This window comes from Lentzea sp. JNUCC 0626, from assembly GCF_043632865.1.
In the GTDB taxonomy this organism is placed as follows: Bacteria; Actinomycetota; Actinomycetes; order Mycobacteriales; family Pseudonocardiaceae; genus Lentzea.
The window spans coordinates 6,032,833-6,055,192 of the sequence record NZ_CP171635.1 but is presented as its reverse complement, the minus strand read 5'-3'; the positions used below and the strand labels follow the sequence as shown (position 1 = coordinate 6,055,192).

At 68.0% G+C, this 22,360-nt stretch carries 23 protein-coding genes, 2 tRNA genes and 1 other RNA gene; 14 read left to right on the top strand and 12 right to left on the bottom strand.

Annotated elements, in window-relative coordinates; genetic code table 11:
* Nucleotides 1-258: 258 nt before the first annotated feature.
* The 5 genes from JNUCC0626_RS27390 to JNUCC0626_RS27370 form a co-directional block, all read right to left on the bottom strand.
* Entirely contained in the window at nucleotides 259-468 is a 210-nt protein-coding gene (locus JNUCC0626_RS27390) for a hypothetical protein (protein WP_394613635.1), read from the bottom strand.
* Between the two features lie 215 nt (nucleotides 469-683).
* Entirely contained in the window at nucleotides 684-1,226 is a 543-nt protein-coding gene (locus JNUCC0626_RS27385) for a hypothetical protein (protein ID WP_394613634.1), read from the bottom strand.
* Nucleotides 1,227-1,311: 85 nt separating this feature from the next.
* Nucleotides 1,312-2,622, bottom strand: a complete 1,311-nt coding sequence (locus JNUCC0626_RS27380) for an ABC1 kinase family protein (RefSeq protein WP_394613633.1) — start codon at nucleotides 2,620-2,622, stop codon at nucleotides 1,312-1,314.
* Nucleotides 2,619-3,401: a TOMM precursor leader peptide-binding protein gene (locus tag JNUCC0626_RS27375; RefSeq protein WP_394613632.1), complete on the bottom strand. Its 783-nt coding sequence runs from the start codon at nucleotides 3,399-3,401 to the stop codon at nucleotides 2,619-2,621. Before JNUCC0626_RS27375 ends, JNUCC0626_RS27380 begins: the two co-directional genes overlap by 4 nt.
* Nucleotides 3,402-3,465: 64 nt before the next feature.
* Nucleotides 3,466-3,621: a DUF5679 domain-containing protein gene (locus JNUCC0626_RS27370; protein WP_189160476.1), complete on the bottom strand. Its 156-nt coding sequence runs from the start codon at nucleotides 3,619-3,621 to the stop codon at nucleotides 3,466-3,468.
* 195 nt (nucleotides 3,622-3,816) lie between these two features.
* Here JNUCC0626_RS27370 and JNUCC0626_RS27365 point away from each other — a divergent pair, with 195 nt between their 5' ends.
* A complete protein-coding gene (locus JNUCC0626_RS27365; protein ID WP_266039418.1) occupies nucleotides 3,817-4,344 on the top strand; it encodes a M48 metallopeptidase family protein in 528 nt (175 codons plus the stop codon).
* A 141-nt stretch (nucleotides 4,345-4,485) separates the two neighbouring features.
* Here the strand turns inward: JNUCC0626_RS27365 and JNUCC0626_RS27360 are convergent, their stop codons facing one another.
* On the bottom strand, nucleotides 4,486-5,796 hold the full coding sequence (locus JNUCC0626_RS27360) for a zinc-dependent metalloprotease (RefSeq protein ID WP_394613630.1): 1,311 nt from the start codon (nucleotides 5,794-5,796) through the stop codon (nucleotides 4,486-4,488).
* 44 nt (nucleotides 5,797-5,840) lie between these two features.
* Between JNUCC0626_RS27360 and JNUCC0626_RS27355 the strand changes: the two genes are divergently transcribed.
* Nucleotides 5,841-6,920 carry a YlbL family protein gene (locus JNUCC0626_RS27355; protein ID WP_394613629.1) on the top strand — a complete coding sequence of 360 codons (1,080 nt, stop codon included), beginning with the start codon at nucleotides 5,841-5,843 and terminating at the stop codon, nucleotides 6,918-6,920.
* Between the two features lie 36 nt (nucleotides 6,921-6,956).
* On the opposite strand, the gene JNUCC0626_RS27350 is transcribed toward JNUCC0626_RS27355, so the two are convergent.
* The 3 genes from JNUCC0626_RS27350 to JNUCC0626_RS27340 all read right to left on the bottom strand — a co-directional run bounded on the left by JNUCC0626_RS27350 (nucleotide 6,957) and on the right by JNUCC0626_RS27340 (nucleotide 9,279).
* On the bottom strand, nucleotides 6,957-7,787 hold the full coding sequence (locus JNUCC0626_RS27350; protein ID WP_394613628.1) for a hypothetical protein: 831 nt from the start codon (nucleotides 7,785-7,787) through the stop codon (nucleotides 6,957-6,959).
* A 108-nt stretch (nucleotides 7,788-7,895) separates the two neighbouring features.
* Nucleotides 7,896-8,618: an MBL fold metallo-hydrolase gene (locus JNUCC0626_RS27345; RefSeq protein ID WP_394613627.1), complete on the bottom strand. Its 723-nt coding sequence runs from the start codon at nucleotides 8,616-8,618 to the stop codon at nucleotides 7,896-7,898.
* Between the two features lie 121 nt (nucleotides 8,619-8,739).
* Complete coding sequence (locus tag JNUCC0626_RS27340) at nucleotides 8,740-9,279, bottom strand: PPA1309 family protein (RefSeq protein WP_394613626.1); 540 nt, start codon at nucleotides 9,277-9,279, stop codon at nucleotides 8,740-8,742.
* Nucleotides 9,280-9,373: 94 nt separating this feature from the next.
* Between JNUCC0626_RS27340 and JNUCC0626_RS27335 the strand changes: the two genes are divergently transcribed.
* The 3 genes from JNUCC0626_RS27335 (at nucleotide 9,374) to JNUCC0626_RS27325 (ending at nucleotide 12,867) form a co-directional block, all read left to right on the top strand.
* Complete coding sequence (locus JNUCC0626_RS27335; protein ID WP_394613625.1) at nucleotides 9,374-12,385, top strand: UPF0182 family protein; 3,012 nt, start codon at nucleotides 9,374-9,376, stop codon at nucleotides 12,383-12,385.
* A 51-nt stretch (nucleotides 12,386-12,436) separates the two neighbouring features.
* Nucleotides 12,437-12,510, top strand: a tRNA-Met gene (locus JNUCC0626_RS27330).
* Nucleotides 12,511-12,793: 283 nt separating this feature from the next.
* A tRNA-Met gene (locus JNUCC0626_RS27325) sits at nucleotides 12,794-12,867 on the top strand.
* 132 nt (nucleotides 12,868-12,999) lie between these two features.
* Here the strand turns inward: JNUCC0626_RS27325 and JNUCC0626_RS27320 are convergent.
* Complete coding sequence (locus tag JNUCC0626_RS27320) at nucleotides 13,000-13,209, bottom strand: hypothetical protein (protein ID WP_089922009.1); 210 nt, start codon at nucleotides 13,207-13,209, stop codon at nucleotides 13,000-13,002.
* A 387-nt stretch (nucleotides 13,210-13,596) separates the two neighbouring features.
* Between JNUCC0626_RS27320 and JNUCC0626_RS27315 the strand changes: the two genes are divergently transcribed.
* The 7 genes from JNUCC0626_RS27315 to JNUCC0626_RS27285 all read left to right on the top strand — a co-directional run bounded on the left by JNUCC0626_RS27315 (nucleotide 13,597) and on the right by JNUCC0626_RS27285 (nucleotide 18,701).
* Nucleotides 13,597-14,097, top strand: coding sequence for a PadR family transcriptional regulator (locus JNUCC0626_RS27315; protein WP_030470382.1), 501 nt, complete (start codon nucleotides 13,597-13,599; stop codon nucleotides 14,095-14,097).
* An 83-nt stretch (nucleotides 14,098-14,180) separates the two neighbouring features.
* Nucleotides 14,181-15,284, top strand: coding sequence for a peptide chain release factor 2 (prfB, locus tag JNUCC0626_RS27310; RefSeq protein ID WP_394613624.1), 1,104 nt, complete (start codon nucleotides 14,181-14,183; stop codon nucleotides 15,282-15,284).
* Entirely contained in the window at nucleotides 15,257-15,658 is a 402-nt protein-coding gene (locus JNUCC0626_RS27305; RefSeq protein WP_394613623.1) for a hypothetical protein, read from the top strand. Before prfB ends, JNUCC0626_RS27305 begins: the two co-directional genes overlap by 28 nt.
* 67 nt (nucleotides 15,659-15,725) lie before the next feature.
* A complete protein-coding gene (gene ftsE, locus JNUCC0626_RS27300) occupies nucleotides 15,726-16,415 on the top strand; it encodes a cell division ATP-binding protein FtsE (RefSeq protein WP_030470385.1) in 690 nt (229 codons plus the stop codon).
* 40 nt (nucleotides 16,416-16,455) lie between these two features.
* Nucleotides 16,456-17,358, top strand: a complete 903-nt coding sequence (gene ftsX, locus JNUCC0626_RS27295) for a permease-like cell division protein FtsX (RefSeq protein ID WP_394613622.1) — start codon at nucleotides 16,456-16,458, stop codon at nucleotides 17,356-17,358.
* Between the two features lie 30 nt (nucleotides 17,359-17,388).
* Nucleotides 17,389-17,868: an SsrA-binding protein SmpB gene (gene smpB / locus JNUCC0626_RS27290; RefSeq protein ID WP_394613621.1), complete on the top strand. Its 480-nt coding sequence runs from the start codon at nucleotides 17,389-17,391 to the stop codon at nucleotides 17,866-17,868.
* A complete protein-coding gene (locus tag JNUCC0626_RS27285) occupies nucleotides 17,865-18,701 on the top strand; it encodes an amidohydrolase family protein (protein ID WP_394613620.1) in 837 nt (278 codons plus the stop codon). The genes smpB and JNUCC0626_RS27285 overlap by 4 nt, the downstream gene beginning before the upstream one ends.
* Here JNUCC0626_RS27285 and JNUCC0626_RS27280 read toward each other — a convergent pair.
* Both JNUCC0626_RS27280 and JNUCC0626_RS27275 read right to left on the bottom strand, forming a co-directional pair.
* Nucleotides 18,686-19,327, bottom strand: a complete 642-nt coding sequence (locus tag JNUCC0626_RS27280; RefSeq protein WP_285637739.1) for a response regulator transcription factor — start codon at nucleotides 19,325-19,327, stop codon at nucleotides 18,686-18,688. The genes JNUCC0626_RS27285 and JNUCC0626_RS27280 overlap by 16 nt on opposite strands.
* Nucleotides 19,315-20,553 (bottom strand): sensor histidine kinase, encoded by a 1,239-nt coding sequence (locus tag JNUCC0626_RS27275; protein WP_394613619.1) that lies wholly within the window; start codon nucleotides 20,551-20,553, stop codon nucleotides 19,315-19,317. The genes JNUCC0626_RS27280 and JNUCC0626_RS27275 overlap by 13 nt, the downstream gene beginning before the upstream one ends.
* Before the next feature lie 121 nt (nucleotides 20,554-20,674).
* On the opposite strand from JNUCC0626_RS27275, the gene ssrA reads away from it, so the two are divergent.
* Both ssrA and JNUCC0626_RS27265 read left to right on the top strand, forming a co-directional pair.
* Nucleotides 20,675-21,051: a transfer-messenger RNA gene (gene ssrA / locus JNUCC0626_RS27270) on the top strand.
* A 213-nt stretch (nucleotides 21,052-21,264) separates the two neighbouring features.
* The gene (locus tag JNUCC0626_RS27265) at nucleotides 21,265-22,359 is read left to right on the top strand and encodes a restriction endonuclease (RefSeq protein ID WP_394613618.1); all 1,095 of its coding nucleotides are present in this window, start codon (nucleotides 21,265-21,267) and stop codon (nucleotides 22,357-22,359) included.
* Nucleotide 22,360 lies beyond the last annotated feature (1 nt).

Sequence of the window (22,360 nt, the reverse complement as noted above, 5' to 3'; positions counted from 1 at the left end):
TTGGGGCTTGACCTTGAGCCTCTAGCTGGATGCATTCGCGGCCTTCAAAAGCCGGGGAGTAGTACGCCCCGGCCGGACCGAGACAGGTTGGCATCCAGCCCCTCAAGGTCAAGCCCCAATCGCCATGAACGGCGGGACCGCTTCCCAGAGCTGATCAGCCCGTTCGGGCTCGCTTCGCTTCGCCACGCCAGGATTCGTAGGTGGTGGGCGTGCGTTGGTGGCCGTCGGTTGGCACCGCGCGCCTGACCAAGATGGTGGTCACCTTGCCTGGGCGACTGCGGTTGGCGTGCGTGCGCCTGGCCTCGGAGTCCCGTCGGCTCTTGCCGTTGGCTCCTGTCGCCCGATCCCTGCCATCGGCTTCGGTGTCGTCACCAGCACCAGCACCAGCACCAGCACCAGCACCAGCACCAGCACCAGCACCAGCACCAGCACCAGCACCAGCACCAGCACCAGCACCAGCACCAGCACCAGCCCGCCACAGCCTTCAGTTCTCGCCCTCCGCCGACGCTTCAGCTCTCCGCTCTCGGCCTTCGCCCTCGCGTTCTCTCTCCTCGCCGTCGACCACTGCCGTCGACCACTGGCTCGCCGAGGGCAGCCTGTCGGCCTTGGCCGTTGGCTCTCGCGGTCGGCCCCTTCCTCCGAGCTCAGCCGCTTGCCTGCCCATCGGTGGCGGCTGGTGGGCGTCACGGTGGGTAGAGGTGGGCTAAGGCCTGTCTGGCCAGGGACGTTCCTCGGCGGCAGGCCGATTCCAGCTCCTCCCGCAGGTCGCGCGGTGTGCACAGGCGGACGTCCACCACGGCGTCGAAGAGGTGCACCACCGCTCGTGGGTTGGTTTCGCGGCGGGCCAGGTCCAGGGTTGCTCGGGCCGGGGTGGCCAGGCGTAGGCCGTGGCGTTCGATTACTTCGGGTGGGCGGGTTGTTCGTTCCAGCAGGATCCAGGGGTGGGCTCGGCGCGCGTTCACCCCTGCCAGCACGTGGATGTGGCGGGGGAGGGGGAGGGTGGCGCCCTGGCGGATCAGGGCGTCGGCGCCGGTGATCACTGCGGTGAGGCCCACGAAGGACAGGACTGCTCGCAGGCGGTCCAGGCGGGTTGGTGGGGACACGGTGGTCAGGACCACGCCGGGCAGCAGTTTTTGCCACGGGCCCGACGGGGTGCAGGCGCGGTGGATCGCTCGCTGGGAGAGACCGGATTTGCGCAGTTCAGCGGTGGTGGTGATCGAGGTCATGGAGTCATCGTGGACCACGATGACTGGGCTGAATCGGGCTGAGAACCAACCTGTGGATAACTTCGAGGCGGTTCACTCGGACGAGTTAGTCGTCGAATCCTGGTTGCCAGCGGGCCACGATTTCGCGGGCCGTTACGTGGGCGTCCAGTTGGCAGAGGATGCCGGTGGCGCCCATCGTCACGCGGTGGATGAGCAGGTATTGCGGCGGCAGGTTCAGGGAGCGGCCCGTTTGTGAGTCCGGGCTGCGGAGGTCGCCCACTCGCTCGGCCTGCGACTGGAGCCAGCGGCGGGTGAAGTGGAACGACTCGGTGCGCAGCGGTTCGACGAACGGGGCCAGGTAGCCGAGGACGTCCTCGCCGTGCAGTTCCATGCCCTCGCGGATGAAGTTCTCGGTGCGCAGGAGGTCGACCAGGTCCGCGGAACGGCTGTCGAGCGCCAGGCGGGTCATCAGGCCCAGGGTTTTCGGGAGGCCGTCGGGGAGGCGGGCCACGGCGCCGAAGTCGATCACGCGCAGGCGGCCGTCGTCGCCCAGCATGAAGTTGCCGGGGTGCGGGTCGGCGTGCAGCAGGCCCGAGCGGGACGGGGCCGAGAAGTGGAACTCGGCCAGGAGTTGGCCCGCCAGGTCGCGGTCCTCCACCGAGCCGTCGCGGATGATCTTCGCGAGGCCGACGCCCGAGGTCCACTCCGTCACCATGACCTTGGGGGCCGAGGCGATCACGCGCGGGACCAGCACGTGCGGGTCGTTCTCGAACGCCTTCGCGAACGTGCGCTGGTTGGCGGCCTCGTCGCGGTAGTCGAGCTCCTCCAGGTACCGGTCGCGCAGCTCCTCCAGCAGGGGGCGCACGTCGGTGCCGGGCATGATCGCCTGCAGCAGCCGGGAGAACCGGAGCAGTTGCTTCAGGTCCGCGCGCAGGGCCTCGTCGGCGCCGGGGTACTGGACCTTCACCGCCACGTCGCGGCCGTCGTGCCACACCGCGCGGTGCACCTGGCCGATCGACGCCGACGCGGCCGGCGAGTCGTCGAACGACTTGAAGCGCTTCGTCCAGGACGTGCCGAGCTGCTCGGCGAGCACGCGGTGCGTGGTGCGGACGGGCATCGGCGGGGCCGCGGTCTGCAGTTTGGTCAGCGCCTCGCGGTACGGGGCCGCCAGCTCGTCCGGGACCGCCGCCTCGAACACGCTCAAGGCCTGGCCGAACTTCATCGCGCCGCCCTTGAGCTGGCCGAGCACCGCGAACACCTGCTCCGCCGTCTTGGCCGTCACCTCGGCGTTGACCTCGTCGGCCGCGCGTCCGGTCAGTCGCTTCCCCCAGCCGCCGACAACCCGGCCTGCCACCCCGAGCGGGAGGCTCGCCAGCTTGGCGGTGCGCTGCACGGCCTTGCGCGGAATCTCGGTCACTCGGCCATGTTATGTGCGGAGCACTGACAGTCAGGGTGCGGATACCAGCTACGCCTCTCAGCGACGCCGGTCGCGAGGTCGAGCTCGACCGTGGCGTTCACCACGGGCGGAGGTGCCTGGTCGCGGCCCGTCAGGTAGCTCAGCGACTCCAGGATCTGCGCCACGGCCAGCGCCGCCGTTCCCGACGCGAACAGCACGTCGTAGGAGGCGGGCCTGCCGACCAGCTGGGCCGCGATCTCGGGCCACTGCGGATCTTGGTCGGTGCGGTGCAGGTCGGCGCAGTTCAAGCAGGACGAACGACCGGGCAGCACCAGCGGCCCCACGATCGCCACGCCCTCACGCACGCGCACGGCCAGATGGGGCGTACGGAACGCCATCAGCGTGCTCACGAGGTTCGGGTCGGGGACCAGCGTCGCCGCCAAAACGGTCAAATCGGCGTTGTGCGCGAGCTGCACGCCTGATTCAGCTAGAAGCGAAGTAATTGAAAGCGCAAGGTGTCCCGACCCGTGCACCGCGGCCGTCCCGCTCTTCGCGGGGGAGCCGGGCTCCAGCAGGCCCGCCTGGTCGAGCGATTCAAGTACTTCACTCAACCGGGTGAGGCTCTCGCCTCGGGATTTCAGCTTTTCACCCAGTTCAGCGACCGTGAGCCGGCCGTCAAGATTGATCAACTCTTCGACCAGGGCGTCGGACAGCGAGTCGATCACCACGGCGTGCTTCGGGTCGGTTCCGACCTGCACGACACCGGCGGATCTGCGGACCACGGCCAGTCCGGCACGCACTCTGGGTCTTGTCTCCACAGCGGTACAGACTGGCAGGGGGCGAGGCCCCCTGCCAGCCAAAACGTCAGACCTTGGCCTTGCCGAGGATCCGCGTCATCTTCGTGCCACAGACAGGGCAGGTGCCCTTCGCCATGCGCCGACCATTGGTCTCCTCGACGTTGCCGTCGAAGTCCCGCTTCTCGCGGCACTTGACGCAATAGCCGTTGTAGGACTCGGCCACAGCCCCTCCCTTGCAGTTGTGAGTGCGGACACACTCGGGGACCTTGGCGCGACGGTACCTCTGCAAGCGTGCGAAACCGCGCATGTCGTTTCCGCGCGTGTCCAGCCGCCGTTCGGTGGAACTTCACCCGCCGGGTGCGGGCCTGCCGCCGGTTGGGGGCGGAAAATTGTCGGTGGCGACGTTTACGGTGACTCCATGGCCGAACCGCGGGTGGAAGTGCGGCGGAGCCCCCGGCGCCGCCGCATGGTCAGCGCGTACCGGGAGGGTGACACCGTCGTCGTCCTCCTACCGGCACGGATGACCAAGGGGGAAGAGAAGCACTGGGTGGCGGAGATGTTGAGCCGCCTCCAGCGCAGCGAGACGCGCAGGAAGTCTCCTGCGCGCACGTCGGACGAGGCGTTGATGGCGCGGTGCGCCGAGCTGTCGGCGCGGTACCTGGACTCGTTGGCGGAGCCCGCGAGCGTGCGCTGGGTGCCGCCCATGCGCACGCGGTGGGCGTCGTGCACGCCGACGGAGGGCACGATCCGCGTGTCCGAACGGCTGCGCGACGTGCCGCCGTGGGTGCTCGACTACGTGCTGGTGCACGAACTGGCGCACCTGCTCGTCCCAGGGCACGGCAAGGACTTCTGGGAGTGGGTTCACCGCTACCCGAAGACCGAGCGAGCCATGGGATACCTGGAAGGTCTCTCAGCCGCCGCAGGCTTAGGGATCACCGAAGACTGAGATCTGACGAACGCGAAACGCCCGGCGCGGGTGTGCGCGCCGGGCGTTTCGCATGGTCGACGAGCACGCGAGCACCAGGTCCTCGAACGCAACACGCCTGGTGAGGAAGGTCCTCACCAGGCGCGGTGTGCGGGAAGCGGGTCAGGCCCCTTCGGGCTTGTTCCCGCCCTCCTGCTTGCCTTCGTCCTCGCGCATCGTGCGCTCCAGCTCGGCGATCGGGTCTTCCAGCGCCTTGCGGGTGTTCGTCAGGCGTTCGGCGAACTCCAGCGGGTCGTCCAGGTCGGCCGCGGTCGGGACGAGCTCGGCGTGCTCCCAGACGCTGTCGCGCACCTCGACGCCGTGCTGGTCGCCGATGAGCTTCCAGAGCGCGGAGGCGGCCCGCAACTTGCGTGGGCGCAGTTCCAGGCCCACGAGCGTTGCGAACGTCTGCTCGGCGGGACCACCCGAGGCGCGGCGGCGGCGCAGCGTCTCGCGCAGTGCCGGCGCGCCGGGCAGGCGGTCGGCGACAGCGGCGTCGACCACGACGTCGACCCAGCCTTCGACGAGAGCGAGGAGGGTTTCCAGCCGTTCCAGAGCGGCCTTCTGCTCCGGGGTGGTCTGCGGTTCGAGCAGACCGGAGCCCATGGCCTCCTCGATGGAGGCCGGGTTCGACGGGTCGATCTGACCCGCGAGCTGCTCCAGGGCGGAGGTGTCGACCTTGATGCCCTTGGCGAACTCCTCGACGGTGTCGAGCAGGCGCTGCCGCAGCCACGGCACGTGCGTGAAGAGGCGCTGGTGGGCGGCCTCGCGGGCAGCGAGGAACACCATCACCTCGGACGCCGGGCGCTCCAGGCCCTCGGTGAACTTCTCGATGTTCGCCGGCAGCAGGGCCGCGGTGCCCTCGGGCCCGAGGGGCAGGCCGACGTCGGTCGAGGTGAGGACCTCGGAGCCGAGTTGCGCGAGCGCGTTGCCGAGCTGCGAGCCGAACGCCATGCCGCCCATTTGCCCGAGCATCGCGAGCAACGGGCCGGCGGCCTGCTTGGCCTCGGCGGGCATCGCCTCGACCCACGCGCCGGACATGCGCTGCGCGACCGGGTCGCACAGGCGCTGCCAGGTCGGGATGGTGCGCTCGATCCAGTCGCGCGCGGTCCACGCCTGGGTCGTGCGGGTGCCGGCGGGCAGCGACGTGACCGGGTCGAGCCACATCTCGGCCAGGTGCACGGCGTCGGTGACCGCGCTCGACTGGTCGGCGCCGAACCCGATCGTGGTCGTCGTCGAGGACAGCTGCTGGAACGCGATCTGCTTGGCGAGGTCGTAGTTGACCGGCCCGCTCGACGACCCCGCGTTGCTCAGCATGGAGCCCAGTTGGCTGAGCATGTTGCCCAGCTGACTGAAGTCGAACGGGTTGTCTCCCGGCTTCCCGCTCTTGTCGTCGGGGTCGTGCGGGCTGAACCCGAACGGCACGTCACTCATGCCTCTACCGTACGCGGATAGACATGGTCGTACGCTGTTCAGCCGTGAGTGAAACCGTCACGACCGCACCCCCACCCGCGCTCCCGCCGAGGGAACGCGGACTGACCCGCCGGACGTGGACGCTGATCGTCAGCTTCCTAGTGGTGGCGGCGCTCGGACTGCTCGGCGGTTTCGCCAGAGTCCCGTACGTCGCGTTGGGCCCCGGCCCGACCTACGACGTGCTCGGCAAGGTCAAGGACACCGACGTCGTGTCGGTCGACGGGCAGGACACCTTCCCCACCAAGGGAACCCTGCGCATGACGACGGTCTCGCTCACCGACGAGGTCTCGCTGTTCGGCGCGCTCGGCCTCTGGCTCTCCGGCCGCTACGCGCTGGCCCCGCGCGAGGAGTTCTTCAAGCCCGGCGAGTCCGAGCAGGAGGTGCAGGAGAACAACGAGCGGGCGTTCAGCGAGTCGCAGACCGCCGCCGAGGTCGCCGCGCTGAACTACCTGAAGTATCCGGGCATGGTGATCGCGAACCAGGTCACCAAGGGCAGCCCGGCGGAGAACGTCATCCCGCTCGGCGCCCGGATCATCTCGGTCAACGGCAAGCAAGTGCAGAGCGCCGCGGACGTCAGTTCGGCGCTGGAGAACACCAAGCCGGGTGACCGCATCGAGGTGGCGTTCGAGAAGGACGGCACCTCCCAGTCGACGCAGCTCACCCTCGGCACCCGCGACGACGGCCGCCCCGCCGGCTTCATCGGCATCTCGCCGGTGGACCGCGCCGACGTGCCGTTCAAGATCAAGATCAGCCTGTCCGACGTCGGCGGCCCCTCGGCCGGCCTGATCTTCGCGCTGGCGATCGTCGACAAGCTGACGCCGGGCGAGCTGAACGGCGGCAAGGCCATCGCGGGCACCGGCGAGATCGCGGGCGACGGCAAGGTGGGCCCGATCGGCGGCATCGCGTTCAAGATGGTCGCCGCGAAGGAGGCGGGCGCCGAGGCGTTCCTCGTGCCCGCGGCCAACTGCAACGAGGCGAAGCAGCAGACGCCCGAGGGCCTCAAGCTGATCAAGGTCGACACCCTGACCGACGCCGTGTCGTCGCTCGAGGCCCTCAACGCGGGCAAGGAAACGCCGAAGTGCTGACGTGGTGATGGGGACCCCGCGCGGGGTCCCCATCACTCACTGGATGTCCACCCACAGGGCGTGCCGGGGGTCCTTCGGGCAGGCGAAGACGTTCACCGTGTCGTCCCTGCCGTCGAGCCGCCAGCCGGCCTTGCCCTCCGGTCGGTCACACGCGGGGCACTCGTTCTCCGAAGACGCCAGCGCGAGCATCTGAACGCGGAGGGCACCGCAGTCGGGGCACGTCTCGCCGCCCGGCATCCCGCGGTACCAGCGGGTCCAGCCGCCGATCTTCGTGCTGTCGCCGTGGCCTGGCCAGCACTCGACGGGACCCCCTCTGAAGTCAGGGGCTTGGGCGAACTCGAGCTCGTAGAGCAGCTCGTGCGGTATCTCGTAGTGCATCGGGTACTCGTGGGAGCGGCACGGCGTGAACACGCACGGCCAGATCGCGTAGACGGGATCCACCACCTCCGGGAGGGGCGGCTCCGCCAGCGGATCGGTGACCTCGCCGGCCGCGCGCCACACCAGGTGGACGTCCGGGCCGTAGATCTCCTCGTGCTCGAGCAGGCACAGGAAGACCTGGAGCAGGTCGGTGCCGTCCGGGAACGGCAGCTCCGGGAAGTCGCGCCGGTACAGCTGCATCGCGCCGGTGAACGGCGTGCTGCGGCCGCGGACCAACTCGACCTGCTCTGCGGTGAGGTCGTAGCCGGTCCCGTGCGAGGACCCGTCGCAGTGCGGCCAGGGCTCGTCGCTCGGCCACAGCATCGGGCCGCCGCTGTGACTGTCGGCCCGCGCCGGTGTGCCCGGCGACTGGTGCAGGCGGACGACCGGGCGCAGCCAGTCGTCGATCCACGGGATCTCGCGGCCGTTGTCGGTCGGTTTGATGATCAAAGTCTGCTCCCCCAAGCTGACGCAGGGGTACCCCTGAGCTGGGATCCCCTCGCATCTCAACGTACTCAGGGGGGTCTGACAGTTTTCGCGCGTTCCGGCCGGCGGAGCTCAGCTCGCCGTGCGAGGCCCGATCGGCCGCACCTCACCCGGCCGCGCGAGGCTCGTCGGCAACTCGCTCGGTTCGACGATCGCCGTCGAGGTCTCCTGGACGTGGGTGAGGAGAAGTTCTCCTGCCCGAGCGGCGACGGCGATCTCGTAGGCCTGCCGCATCGTCAGGTGGTGTTCGCTCGGCGTGGTCGAACCGGCCTCGCACAGGAAGAGGTCGGCATCGAGCGCGAGATCGACGAGCGCTGCACACGGGCCGGTGTCACCCGAGTACGCGAACGAACGGTCGGCGCCGGTGACCCGGACGCCGTAAGCCTCGACGGAGTGGTGCACCGCCCTGGACTCCAGCCGAAGGTCTCCCAGGTCGATGCGGGCCCCGTCGGACACGTACCCGACTTCGAAGACGTCGCTCGCGGTGCCGCTGTCCGGATCGCCGGTCAGGAAGACGTTCAGGCGGCGGTCCCACCCCCGCGGGCCGAACACCGGGAGACGTACCGCTCCAGGGGTGTTCAGGGCCCAGTTCGCCAACGCCGGCAGGTCGCCGAAGTGGTCCGGGTGCAGGTGAGAGATCCAGACGCAGGACAGCTCGCCGGGGTTCAGATGGCCGACGACGCCGGATCCGCAGTCGAGGAGGACTCTGCGATCGCCCTCGGACAGCACGTAGCCGGAGCACGGACGGTCGCGCCCGGGGAAAGGCGTGGCGCACCCGACGACCTCGAGCTCCACTAGTTCCTCCGTCACCGTCACGCCGCGGGTGCGGTGTCCGCTTGCCGCGAACAGCGCGCAACGACTTGACAACCCCGGCGCGAGGTCGTGCCGGGGTTGTGCCAGCCTGGGGGCGTGACGACTAGGGCCGCAGCGTGGCGAGCAGGGCGTCGGTGAGGTTGGGCGCCAGCTCGGGGTGCTCGACGACCTCCTCTGGCACCTCGACCGTCCCGCGCAGCCTCAGCACGCACGAGACGCTGCCGTCGCGCAGGACCGCGGCTACCAGGCGGGCCTCGCGGCGGGCCGGGTGTGCTGCCGCGAACTGGCGGGCCGCCTCGTCGTCGAGTTCGCCGTGGCTCAGTTCGGTCTCGGCCTCGGGCGGCAGGACGACGATCTCCTGGGCCAGGGCGCAGCCGGTGACGACCGGGGGCCATTCGATGCCTGCCAGCGCGTCGCCCAGGTCGCCTTCCAGGGAGTCCTGGGCGATCGGGGTCAGCGGGCTCGACTCCGGGTCCAGTTGGTCGGCCAGCTCCGGTTGCTGGGCGAGCAGGTCCGAGGTGGCCACAAGGGCGAACAGTTGCGGGGGCTGCTCCCAGCCGCCCGACCCGACGAACTGCTCTACCTCACGGGCGACCGTGGGGAGGATGACCGCTGGCGTTTCACTCGCTGACACGCGTGTCATCGTAAGACGGCGGACTTCACGGGAACCCAGGGCGTCGTCCGTAGAGTTGGACTAAACGTACGTATCGATTTACCGCGATCCAGGAGCGTGCCTCGTGGCCACACGGCCTCCGGTCGGACTGCCGAAACTGTCCCGACGCAGCCGAATACTGCTCATCGTGGGTGTTGTGCTCCTGTTCGGTCTCATCACGGGATCGCGGCTGCTCGACACCTACGTGAACTGGCTGTGGTTCGGCGAGGTGAAATTCCGCGACGTCTACAGCACAGTCCTGCTCACCCGCCTGGGGCTGTTCGTGGCCGTCGGCGCGGTGGTCGGTGGCATCGTCGCGCTGAACCTCTTCCTCGCCTACCGCGCTCGGCCCGTGTTCGTGCCGGTGTCCGGGCCGGACGACCCGGTGGCGCGCTACCGGACCGTCGTGATGCGGCGGATGCGGCTGTTCGCGATCGGCATCCCCGTGTTCGTCGGGTTGATCGCCGGCGCGTCGGCGCAGGCCGACTGGCAGCAGATCCAGCTGTTCCTCAACTCTGAGCCGTTCGGCGTGACCGACCCGCAGTTCGGGCACGACATCGGCTTCTACGCGTTCCAGCTGCCGTTCTACGAGTGGCTGCTGTCGTGGCTGTTCATCACCACGGCGGTGTCGTTCATCGGCGCCGTGATCGCGCACTACCTGTTCGGCGGCATCCGGCTGGCCGGTCGCGGCGGTCAGCTCTCGGGTCCCGCGCGACTGCACCTGGCGCTCGTCGCCGGCTCGTTCGTGCTGCTGAAGGCCGTCGCGTACTTCTTCGACCGGTACACGCTGCTGCTGCACGAGAACGAGAAGTTCGTCGGCGCGAGCTACACCGACCTCAACGCGGTGCTGCCCGCCAAGCTGATCCTGCTGTGCATCGCGGTGTTCTGCGCCGTGGCGTTCTTCGCGGGCGCGTTCATGCGCAACGTGCAGCTGCCCGCCATCGCGACCGTGCTGCTGGTGCTGTCGAGCGTGCTCGTCGGTGCCGCGTGGCCCGCGGTGCTGGAGCAGTTCTCGGTCAAGCCGAACGCCATCCAGAAGGAAGCCGAGTCGATCACCCGCAACATCGCGGCGACACGGCAGTCGTTCGGGCTGACCGACGACAAGGTCGAGACGAAGCCGTACGACGGCAAGCAGAACGTCACCAACGACCAGATCAAGACCAACGACGCGGCCACCCTGGGCAACATCCGCCTGCTCGACCCGGCCGTGCTCTCGCGCACCTTCACGCAGTTCCAGCAGCTGCGGCCGTTCTACGGCTTCCCGAACAAGCTCGACGTCGACCGGTACACAGTGGACGGAAAGCTCCGCGACTACATCGTCGCGGTGCGCGAGCTCAAGCTCGACAGCCTGCCGCAGGGCCAGCGCGACTGGATCAACCAGCACCTCATCTACACGCACGGCAACGGCTTCGTCTACGCCGAGGCGAACAAGGTGAACGCGGTCGCCGACGAGTCCAACGGCGGCTACCCGGACTTCAAGACCGGTGAGGTCAAGTCCAACGGCGACGTCGGCAACGACCCCAAGGGCATCAAGGTCGACCAGCCCCGCACGTACTACGGCGAGCTGTTCGGCCAGACCGACTACTCGATCGTCGGCGGCCGCCCGGCCGGTCAGCCGGCGGAGTACGACACCGACGCCAAGTCCTACACCTACACCGGCGCGGGTGGCGTCCCGATCGGCAGCCTGCTCAACAAGATGGCGTTCGCGGCGTACTACGGCGAGCGGAACATCCTCTTCAACCAGTCGATCGCCGACGACTCGAAGATCCTGTTCAAGCGCACCCCGCGCGAACGCGTGCAGGCCGTCGCGCCGTGGCTCACCGCCGACAGCGACCCGTACCCGGCCGTCGTCAACGGCCGCATCACGTGGATCGTCGACGGCTACACCACGCTCGAGAACTACCCGTACGCGCAGCGCACCCAGCTCGGCGACGCGACCAACGACTCGCTCACCGGCGAATCGCTGGTGATCTCCCAGGAGAACAAGCCCGTCAACTACATCCGCAACTCGGTCAAGGCCACTGTGGACGCGTACGACGGCACGGTGAACCTGTACCAGGTCGACGACAAGGACCCGGTCCTCAAGGCGTGGATGGGCGTCTTCCCGAACACGGTGAAGCCGGGCAGCGAGATCTCCGACGAGCTGCGCCAGCACTTCCGCTACCCCGAGGACCTGTTCAAGGTGCAGCGGCAGATCCTGTCGAAGTACCACGTCTCGTCGCCGTCGGACTTCTACTCCGGTGTCGCCTACTGGGCACCGCCGCAGGACCCGACGATCGACAACATCACGACGGCCGACGCCCAGCGCGACGCGGCGAGCAAGCGCCGGGACGCCCAGCCGCCGTTCTACGTCCTCGCGGGTGACCCGAGCGACCCGAGCAAGGTCCGCTTCCAGCTGACCAGCCCTCTGGTGCGCGAGAACCGCGAGTTCATGGCGGCCCACGTCTCGGTCGGCTCCGACCCGGACAACTACGGGAAGATCAGCGTCCTGCAACTCAACCAGGACGCGAAGGGCCCGCAGCAGATCCAGACGCAGTTCCTCACGTCCGACAACGTCAGTCGTGAGCTCAACCTGCTGACGCAGCAGAAGACGACAGTCGTCTACGGCAACCTGCTGACCCTGCCGCTGGGCGGAGCGCTGCTCTACGTCGAGCCCGTCTACATCGAGCGGGCGTCGAACAACACCTCGTACCCGCAGCTGTCGAAGGTCCTCGTCTGGTACGGCGACCGGGTCGGGTACGCGTCCACGCTGAACGAGGCGCTGGACCAGGTGCTGAGCGGGGCCGGCGCGGTCGTGCCGCCGCCGAGCGACAACAACAACGGCAACGGCAACACCAGCAACCCGTCCACACCGCCGTCGACGCCGCCTGCCAACGGGAACCTGAACCCGGACCTGCAGAAGGCGATCAACGACATCGACACCGCGCTGGCCGACATCAAGCGGGCGCAGTCGAGCGGCAACTTCACCGAACTCGGCCAGGCGTACGCGAAGCTGGACGAGGCGTCGAAGCGCTTCAAGCAGTTCAACACCGGTGCGCCGTCGTCGCCCTCCACGGGCCAGTCGTCGGTTGTGCCGAGCCCCACACCGTCAGGCTGACCTGACGATTTGCATTACCTGCTCCACCCCGCGTAGAGTTCCAATTACCGACGCGGGGTGGAGCAGCTCGGTAGCTCGCTGGGCTCATAACCCAGAGGTCGCAGGTTCAAATCCTGTCCCCGCTACAAAGTGGGAGAGCCCTGTCAGCGGAAATCGCTGACAGGGCTTTTTCGCATTTCACATTGGGGGCGGAGCCCCCAAACCCCACCCTGGGGGCAAGCCCCCAGACCCCCGTAGGTTGACCAGAGCGTGCGGGCGGGCGCAGGTTTGCCGGATTGCGGCCCTGAGCTTGCTGAGAGGCCCTCTGCCTGCGGAAACGCGGTTAGAGGGGGGTGGTGAAAAACAGGTTTCCAGGGCGTGTATAGTTCTACTTACAACAGCAAGACAGCAACAAAAAGCTAGAAGCGGCGCGGGGTGGAGCAGCTCGGTAGCTCGCTGGGCTCATAACCCAGAGGTCGCAGGTTCAAATCCTGTCCCCGCTACTAGTCGGAAGGCCCGGTTCACGGTCAACGTGAACCGGGCCTTCTGCTTTGTGCGGTGAGGGCCGAGCCCCCGAACCCCAATCCCCCGCAGATGAGTCGTACGGGGGCCTGGTCGCGCGCGGGCGGGGTCTTTCAGGTCATGTTCTCCGCCCAGTACTGGGCACACAGCATGCTGGAGCAGATGCGGCCCTCGCCGTTGACGGTGCGGTGCTTGCGGATCTGCTTGCCGCACACCATGCACTCGTCCTTGCCGGCCTGCTCCGGGATGCCACCGGTCACCCACGCCCGCGTGTGCGCGGCGACCTTCTTGTGGTCCAGCCACTTCAAGTTCAGGTTCTTCACGGTCCCCGACCTCCGTAGTCCTACTGCGCCTGGATGGCAATGATCATTTTCCCGGAACTTCAGGCGTGGGAAAGAGGTCCGCGCGGGCTTCACCAGGTCGTGCGACGAGAGCGCTCGTCCGTCCATTCGGGTGGCTCCGGCCGGTGAGTCCCGTACCGCCGATCGAGTGAGAGCGGGGGACTTTCGTTTCTGCGAAAGGACTTTTCCATCCGGGATGGACACAGACGGTCAAGAGGCCAAACGCGTGAGGCTCGGAAACTGCCGCTTACTCAGCGAGACTTTTCGTTGCTCCGCATGGCCCATCAGACTAGCCCGGTGATCAGCCACTGTGGACAGAACGGCTGACCATTGTGGACAGCTTCCCCCAGACGTGGGAACGTTGTTGGCGTGTCAGACCTGAATGCGACCGCAGCCGCCCTGCTCGGGCTGCTGCACGACGGACCCAAGACCGGTGGCCAGTTGGTGGCGGAAGCCGGAGACCGCTTCGGCGCGTTCTTCAGCGTGACCCGCTCCCAGGTGTACCGCGAGCTGCCCGCGCTGGCTGACCAAGGCCTGCTGCGCCTCGGCAAGCAGGGACCGCGGTCCAGCCAGCAGTACGTGCTGACGGCCGCGGGCAAGAAGGCCTTCAAGAACTGGCTGCTGTCCGAGCCCGGCCCGGACCACCTGCGCAGCCCGCTCATCCTGCGCCTGGTGCACGCCGGCTCGCTGACCGCGAAGCAGCGCGAGTCCCTGATCACGACCGCACGCTCGACGTACGGTCAGGAACAGGAGAGCGCGAAGAGCGCGGCCAAGACGGCGGAGGACCCCTACGCCAAGGCGGTGGCCGAGTTCGGTCTCGCTCACGCGAAGGCCGTTCTCAAGCTGCTCGACGCCATCCCGACGGCTTGAGACGTCCTCCCCTTTCCCGTGAGAGGGGACGCCAGCGAAGCACCGGTCGCGAACAGTGACCGGTGCTGGCGTAATCTTTTTGCGTGAACCCGGACGTCGAAGCAGACATCAAGGACCTCTCCGCCACCCTTTCGAGCATCGAGGCGGTGCTGGACCTCGATGCGCTGCGCGCCGCTGTCGCGGACCTGGAGGAGCAGGCGGCCCGCCCCGACCTCTGGGACGACCAGGAGAAGGCGCAGAAGGTCACCAGCGCGCTCTCCCACAAGCAGGGTGAGCTGCGTCGCGTCACCGGCCTGCGCGAGCGCCTCGACGACCTGCCGCTGCTCTACGAACTCGCCGAAGAGGCAGAGGACGCGGACGCGGCAGCCGACGCGGACAACGACCGCGCCAAGCTGCGCGACGAGATCGCGTCGCTCGAAGTGCGCACGCTGCTGTCCGGCGAGTACGACGAGCGCAACGCCCTCGTCACCATCCGCGCCGAAGCCGGTGGCGTCGACGCCGCGGACTTCGCCGAGATGCTGCTGCGCATGTACTCCCGCTGGGCCGAGCGCCACAACTACGGCGTCGACGTGTTCGACACGTCCTACGCGGAAGAGGCGGGCATCAAATCCGCGACGTTCCGCGTCAGCGCCCCCTACGCCTACGGCACGCTGAGCGTCGAGCAGGGCACGCACCGCCTCGTGCGCATCTCGCCGTTCGACAACCAGGGCCGCCGCCAGACGTCGTTCGCCGGCGTCGAGGTCGTGCCCGTCGTCGAGCAGACCGACCACGTCGAGATCGACGAGAAGGACCTGCGCGTCGACGTCTACCGCTCGTCCGGCCCCGGCGGCCAGGGCGTCAACACCACGGACTCGGCGGTGCGCCTCACGCACATCCCGACCGGCATCGTGGTGTCCTGCCAGAACGAGCGCTCGCAGCTGCAGAACAAGGCCACGGCCATGAACGTCCTGCAGGCGAAGCTCCTCGAACGCCGCCGGCAGGAGGAGCAGGCGAAGATGGACGCGCTGAAGGACTCCGGTTCCAGCTGGGGCAACCAGATGCGCTCCTACGTCCTGCACCCGTACCAGATGGTCAAGGACCTGCGCACCGAGCACGAGGTCGGCAACCCGTCCGCGGTGCTCGACGGCGAGATCGACGACTTCCTCGAGGCCGGCATCCGGTGGCGCAAGCAGTCCCAGCAGGCGTAGCCGAGTTCCGCGGCCTCGTCCACGAGGCCGCGCGGCGTGCCGGGGGAGCGGTGACGCGCTGGTGCGAGCCGCACGTCACCCCGAACTTCCACGCGGCGTACGTCGAGTACCGCGACCACAGGCCCACGGTCGCGGTACTTCTCACGCACGCAGGTGACGTGGCGCTCACGCACGACCACGAGCGGCAGCCGCTGGTGTTCGCCGACGACGCGGCGCTCACGGGCGTGCTTGAGGAGTTGGGCCTGACCGTCCGGACGCCGGCCGAGTTGCACCGGCCGTTCAGGGCCGCGGACTGGCCCCTGCTCGACGCCCGTGACGTGCGCTACTGGCGGCCCGAAACCGCAGGACAAGCCCTCTTCAACTGGTGGGATTGACCCCTTCCGGGGCGAGAAGTTAACCGGAACGGGGGCTTTACCCCGGCCATGAGTAGACTCGCGCCTCGTGATTCGTCTCGAACACGTTTCCAAGGTCTACAAGACCTCCACGCGTCCTGCGCTCGACGACGTGTCCGTCGAGATGGAAAAGGGCGAGTTCGTCTTCCTGATCGGGCCTTCCGGCTCCGGCAAGTCGACGTTCCTGCGCCTGCTGCTGCGCGAAGAGGTGCCGACCAGGGGACGCGTCTACGTCTCCAACTTCGACGTCGCCAAGATGTCGCGGCGCCGGGTCCCCCGCCTGCGGCAGTCGATCGGCTGCGTGTTCCAGGACTTCCGTCTTCTGCCCACGAAGACGGTCGCCGAGAACGTCGCCTTCGCGCTCGAGGTCATCGGCAAGCCCCGCAACACCATCGTCAAGGTGGTGCCGGAGGTGCTGCAGCTGGTGGGCCTCGACGGCAAGGAGGACAGGTTCCCGACCGAGCTGTCCGGTGGTGAGCAGCAGCGCGTCGCGATCGCCCGTGCGTTCGTGAACCGCCCGCTCGTGCTGATCGCCGACGAGCCGACCGGAAACCTGGACCCCGACACGAGCCAGGACATCATGTTGCTGCTGGAGCGGATCAACCGCACCGGCACGACCGTCATCATGGCCACCCACGACCACGGGATCGTCGACTCGATGCGCCGCCGCGTCGTGGAGCTCTCGTACGGCAAGGTCGTCCGTGATGACGCGCGCGGCGTTTACGGCGTTGGCCGTTAAGCGTCCCTAGATCCCCGACCCCCAAGGAACCCCGCCCCCGATGCGTACCAGCTTCGTGTTCAGCGAGGTCATCACCGGACTTCGCCGGAACGTCACGATGACGATCGCGATGATCCTCACGACCGCCATCTCGCTCGGGCTGCTCGGCGGTGGCCTGCTCGTCGTCCGCATGGTCGACAAGATGCAGGCCAACTACGCGGGCAAGCTCGAAGTCTCCGTGTTGCTCACGAACGACGTCAGCGCCAACGACAAGGACTGCACCCAGCAGCCGTGCGCGAGTCTGCGCAAGGACCTGGAGGCGACCTCAGGCGTCGAGACGGTGGTGTTCCAGAACCGCGACGAGGGCTTCGAGCGCTTCAAGCGCATCTTCGAGGCCCAGCCCGAACTGCTCAAGCTCGCCCGGCCGGAAGCCATTCCCGCCACGTTCCGGGTGAAGCTCGAGGACCCCGAGCGCACCGACGTCATCAAGACGGCGTTCGAGGGCAAGCCGGGCGTGAAGGGCGTCGACGACCAGGGCAAGTTCCTGGAGAGGTTCTTCGAGGGCCTCAACGGCATGCGCGACGTCGCCCTGATCCTCGCGCTCATCCAGGCGTTCGCCGCGCTGCTGCTGATCTCGAACACCATTCAGGTGTCGGCGTTCACCCGCCGCGTCGAGGTCGGCATCATGCGACTGGTCGGCGCGACCCGGTGGTACACGCAGTTGCCGTTCCTCATCGAGGCGGTCGTCGCGGGCATCATCGGCTCGGTCACCGCGGTCGGCGGCCTGGTGCTGTTCAAGGCGTTCTTCCTCGACCGGATCACCAGAAACCTCACCGAGTCCGGCATCATCCCGCCGATCGGGTACCTGGACATCCTGATCGTGTCGCCCTGGCTGTTCCTCGTCGCGATAGTCATCTCGGCGACGACCGGCTACGTGACGCTACGTCTCTACGTGCGGCTTTAAGAATTTTGCCGACCACCTAAACTGGTCGTCATGGTCAAGGAACGCGGGCAGAAGGTCATCGCGTCGAACCGCAAGGCTCGGCACGACTGGTCCATTCTGGACACCTACGAGGCGGGCATTCAGCTCGTCGGCACCGAGGTGAAGAGCCTGCGCATGGGACGGGCGTCCCTCGTGGACGCCTTCGCCCAGGTCGACGACGGCGAGATCTGGCTGCACGCGCTGCACATCCCGGAGTACGTCGCGGGCACCTGGACGAACCACGAGGTCCGGCGCAAGCGGAAGCTCCTGCTGCACAAGGCGGAGATCGAACGGCTGATCGGCAAGACCAAGGAGTCCGGTCTGTCGCTCGTGCCGTTGCAGATGTACTTCAAGGACGGCTACGTCAAGGTCGAGATCGCCCTCGCGAAGGGCAAGAAGGCCTACGACAAGCGCCAGGACCTCGCGAAGCGCGACGCCAACCGCGAGATCGCCAAGGCCCACGGCCGGGCGCTGAAGGGCCGCTACTCATGACGTCGGCGGCACTGGTGGACGTGCACGTCCACTTCATGCCGCAGAACGTCCTGGACAAGGTCTGGGCCTACTTCGACCGCGTGCGCGAAGCAGGCGTCGACTGGTTCATCCAGTACAGAACTGACGAGAACGCCCGGCTCACCGCACTGCGGGAGCTGGGCGTTTCCGCGTTCGCGCCGCTGGTGTACCCGCACAAGCCCGGCATGGCGCAGTGGCTGAACGACTGGGCGGCGGACTTCGCGGCCCGCGTGCCCGAGGCCGTCCAGACCGGCACGTTCTACGCCGAACCCGGCGCCGAGGCGTACGTGCGCAAGGCCCTGGAGGCCGGTGCGCGCTGCTTCAAGTCGCACGTCCAGGTCGGTGCCTACGACCCGAGGGACGCGCTGCTGGACGGCGTGTGGGGGCAGCTCGCGGAGTCCGGCGTGCCGGTCGTCGTGCACTGCGGCGACGGGCCGTACCCCGGTGAGCACACGGGGCTCGGCGTGTTCGAAGAGGTGCTGAAGCAGCACCCGCGGCTGACGGCCGTGCTCGCGCACGCGGGGATGCCTGACTACTCAGGCGCGTTGGACCTCGTGGAGCGCTATCGGAACGTGCACGTCGACACGACGATGGTGGGCGTTCCGTTCTCGGAGGCCATGGCGCCGTTGCCGGCTGACTGGCGTGCGCGTGTCGCGGGGCTCGCGGACCGTGTGGTGCTGGGGAGCGATTTCCCGAACATCCCGTACCCGTACGAGGTGCAGATCGACGCCATCAGGTCGTGGGGCCTGGACGCCGCCGCCCTGCAGATGGTGCTGCACGACAACGGCGCCCGTCTGCTTCAGCTGTCGAGGTAGGCGAGCACGGCCCGCACGCGCCGGTGCTCCGAGTTCGACGGCTCCAGGCCGAGCTTCGCGAAGATGTTGCCGACGTGCTTCTCGACCGCGCCGTCCGACACCACGAGCGTGCCGGCGATGGCCGTGTTGGACAGTCCCTGGGCCATCAGCCCGAGCACCTCGCGCTCGCGCGGCGTGAGCTTGTCGACCGGGCTCTTCTTGCTGCGCACCATGAGCTGCGTGATCACCTCGTGGTCGATGCTCGTGCCGCCGTCCGCGACCCTGCGCACCGCGTCGACGAACTCCTTCACGTCCGCCACCCGCTCCTTGAGCAGGTACCCGACACCACTCGCGCCGCCCGCGAGGAGTTCCACGGCGTAGCGCTCCTCGACGTACTGCGACAACACCAGCACCGGCAGCCCGGGATAGCGGCGGCGGCACTCGATGGCGGCCCGCAGCCCCTCGTCGGTGAACGTCGGCGGCATCCGCACGTCCACCACGCACAGGTCAGGCCGGTGCTCGGTGACGGCGTCGAGCAGCCCGTCGCCGTTCTCCACCGCCGCGACGGTCTCGATGCCCTCGTCGGCGAGCAACCGCTGCACGCCCTCCCTCAGCAGCACCGAGTCCTCGGCGATCACCACGCGCACGGCAACTCCGCTCGAATCACGGTCGGCCCACCCACGGGGCTGACGACGACAACCACACCGTCGATGGTCGCAGCACGGTCCGCGAGCCCGGCGAGACCGCCACCCGGCTTCAGCTCCGCGCCACCCTGACCGTTGTCGGTGACCTCCACCAGCACCCCCGTGTCCACCCGGTTGACCCGCACGGTCGCCCTGGTGCCGTTGGAGTGCTTGGTGATGTTCGTGAGCGCCTCGCCGACGGTGAAGTACGCGGCGCTCTCCACCGAGGTCGGCGGCCGCGGCTCCACGTTGACCTGAAGATCGACCTCGATCGGGACGCGGGCGGCGAGCGCGCTGAGCGCGGCGTCGAGGCCCCGGTCGCCCAGGACCGACGGGTAGATGCCCCGAGCAAGGTCGCGCAGCTCCTTGATGGCGAGTTTCGCGTCCGCGTGCGCCTCTGCGATCAACACGGCCGCACCCTCCGGATCGGAGTCCATTTTGGACTTCGCTCGGCCCAGGCCCATCGCCACGGCGACGAGCCGCTGCTGCGCGCCGTCGTGCAGATCGCGTTCGATGCGCCGGCGCTCCGCCTCCGCAGCCTCCACACCACGCGCACGGCTCGACTGGAGGCGCTCCGCCTCGATGGCGAGCGCGTCGGCCCGCGTCGGCCCGAGCATCGCCCTCGCGAAACTGCCGTGCAGCGTGCCGATCCACCGCGTGCCGAGCGCCGCGAACGGAATGAGCGCCAAACCCACCACCGCCATCGGCAACGCCGACACGAAGCTGTCGATCGTCCAGAACTCGCCCACGATCACCGCGAACGGCGCCTCACCGATCCAGAACGGCACCGCGAGGAACGCCGCCGCCACCGCCCACATCGCGAGCACCGAGGCGAACTCCACGATGCCCACGGGAAGCAGGAGCACGAGGTAACCGAAGTCCCGCCACGTCGCCGGATCCGTGAACTGCGACTTCCAGCGCTGCCACAACGACCCGTCCGGCCTGTCGCGGTACGGCCGCGGGATGTCCGTCCGCAACGCCGCCCGCACCCACGAACGCTCGATCGTCGCGGCGCCCCGCACCACGTACATCGACGCCCACAAGATCGGCAGCCCGACCCACAGCACCGACGTCGCGAACCCCACGACCATCAGCACCACCGTGAGGGTGAACCACAGGATGCCTGTCACCAAGTTGGTCAGCAGGTACACCCCGGCTGCGAGCGCGTTCGGTTTCCTCATACCGTCCATCGTGCCGTTCCCGCTGGTCAGAGACCATCTGGCTAGCTATCCGGTCCGGGGTGGGGACAGCCCTACCAGCCTCGGGAAGAACTCAGTCGCCACACTCGTTATGCTATGCGTACCACTACAAGGGGGTGAACGGTTTCGACTGTGGACGTTGATTCAGGGGAAGCGTGCCGGTGCAGGCGAGAGACCACCGCAAGCGTCATCGCAAACCAATAAGCGCCACGTCTAACGACAAGCGCACCGCTTACGCTCTCGCTGCCTGACAGCAGAGCTAGTGGTTGTCGACCTAGGAGTGCCTTCGGCCTAGTGTTCGGCATCAGCTAGAGGGCTTACTCGCAGTCTCGGTCGCGGAGACTGTTGGGGAAACTCACAGCGACTGGGCCCGTCACACCAGCTCGTCCGCATGACTGGTGGGGTCAAGCAGAGACATCGCGGACTGCGCACGGAGAAGCCCTGATGAACCGCCACAGGACCCGGGTTCGATTCCCGGCACCTCCACTCTCGGTGAGCGCTGTTCGCGGACAGCGCTCACCTTTTTCGTTCTCGGGTGTCTTCTGGGGGCCGAGCCCCCAGACCCCCACGCCGGGGGCAAGCCCCCGGACCCCCGGCCACCTCGCCTTCGGCGTCGGTAGGCCCAATCTTCGGCTTGCGCTCTGTCGCCTCGTCGCTTCGCGACATCGGGCGAGCCTGCGTTGTGCGGCCTAGTCTGCGGTTGTGGTTGGTGTCGCTGCGCTTCGTGGGTATGTGCTTGAGGAGTTGTTGGCGCGGCTCTTGTACGACAACGGCTATCGGCTGTTGGTGTCCGAGGATCAGGATCCCGAGGCGTTGAAGCGTGGCGCGCACGGGTTGCTGGTGCGAGGGCGCGGTGCTGACCACCAAGCTGACGTGCTCGGTGAGCTGACGTTGCCAGTGCCGTTCTCTCTGCCGGTGCGGATCTTCGTGGAGGCCAAATACCGCAGCAGGAAGACCGGGCTGTTCGACGTTCGCAACGCGCACGGTGTCGTTCACGACGTGAACGAGCAGTTTTCGACGGCTGCGGCGGGTGCTCGTGCGATACCGGTGCGGCGTTACCACTACCGGTACACGCTGTTCTCGACGAGCGGTTTCACCAAGCCTGCTCAGCAGTTCGCTTTGGCCCAGCAGATCTCTCTCGTCGATCTGTCCAGCCCTGCATTCGCCAGGCTTCTCGTTGTGGCCGACCGTGCGGCACGGCAGCTCCTCACGCTCGCTCAAGCGACGCAGACAACGTCGTTTCCCACTGGTCAAGTCCGCTCGGCGTTCAGGCTCGCTCTCGGAACCTGGACCGCGGACACGTTCCCTGATCGGCAGGTCGGCGCAGAGCGCGGTGGACGTGCGGTCTTCGCGTCCGAGGTGAACCCAGCGCGGCGCGAGCCCCACCAGTTGCCTGACTACCAGCTCGCTGAGATCACAGAGGACCTGGGCGGATGGGAGAGCGGCAGGCTGCTCCTCGGTTTTCCGGCCGCGCCGTTCGTGTTGGCCCTGAGGCCTGACGATCCCGCTGCCTTCTCCGATTACGTCCGTGAGCACGGGCCGGATGTCCCGGTGCACATCGAGTTCGCCAGGCGCCGCGAGGTCACCGGCGACTGGGTGATCGTGCCGGCGCGAGAGCCCAGCGCGTTCACGCTCCGGTTCGCGCTGCCCGAGTTGCTGGAAGACTGGCTTCTCGGTGACGAACGTGCGGCGGCGTTGCGGGCGCGGGACGTCAAGTCCGGCCTGTTCTCCTCGATCGCCGTCTTTCAGGACGGTCGTGTCATCCGGCTGTTGTTCCAGCCGCGGCGGCGCGGCTGAC

Coding starts and splice junctions, on each gene's coding strand:
- JNUCC0626_RS27275 (WP_394613619.1), bottom strand. CDS start 20,553: ATGGACGGTATGAGGAAACCGAACGCGCTCGCAGCCGGGGTGTACCTG.
- ftsX (WP_394613622.1), top strand. CDS start 16,456: ATGCGTACCAGCTTCGTGTTCAGCGAGGTCATCACCGGACTTCGCCGG.
- JNUCC0626_RS27340 (WP_394613626.1), bottom strand. CDS start 9,279: ATGACACGCGTGTCAGCGAGTGAAACGCCAGCGGTCATCCTCCCCACG.
- smpB (WP_394613621.1), top strand. CDS start 17,389: ATGGTCAAGGAACGCGGGCAGAAGGTCATCGCGTCGAACCGCAAGGCT.
- JNUCC0626_RS27365 (WP_266039418.1), top strand. CDS start 3,817: ATGGCCGAACCGCGGGTGGAAGTGCGGCGGAGCCCCCGGCGCCGCCGC.
- JNUCC0626_RS27285 (WP_394613620.1), top strand. CDS start 17,865: ATGACGTCGGCGGCACTGGTGGACGTGCACGTCCACTTCATGCCGCAG.
- JNUCC0626_RS27360 (WP_394613630.1), bottom strand. CDS start 5,796: ATGAGTGACGTGCCGTTCGGGTTCAGCCCGCACGACCCCGACGACAAG.
- JNUCC0626_RS27385 (WP_394613634.1), bottom strand. CDS start 1,226: ATGACCTCGATCACCACCACCGCTGAACTGCGCAAATCCGGTCTCTCC.